We start from the raw sequence: 324 nt of genomic DNA on the forward strand, positions 1-324 counted from the left end.
TAACTTGTAAGCTAAAAGACCGAAGTCTTCCGCATCCGCTATCAAGCGCCCACACTTATCGGTTGTTTGTTTGTTAAAGAACTAGCCGCGGTTCGCTTTGCTTACCGCGTCACTGCGTTTTCTGCAGCAGAGAAACGAGATTATGAAGAGCAATCAGCGTTTCGTCAACAGGTTTTTTTACTTCAGTTCGCCGCGCCTTTCGCGCCGCCAACCACCCTGCCAACCCCGCAACCCTTGTCCCGCCTGCTTTGCAGCGCGGTAGTTGTGTTGCGAGGGGGCGAATCTTAAGGGAGCCCCTCGGCCATGGCAAGCGTTTTCTGAAAT

General features: G+C 52.8%; 1 protein-coding gene. It reads right to left on the reverse strand.

Features of this window, described 5'->3' with window-relative positions; translation table 11 throughout:
- Positions 1-109 precede the first annotated feature (109 nt).
- A partial coding sequence (locus tag AC1DN0_RS42080) for a hypothetical protein (protein ID WP_441639382.1) occupies positions 110-324 on the reverse strand: 215 nt, incomplete at its 5' end.

Source organism: Cupriavidus sp. 05N39 (genome assembly GCF_056397325.1).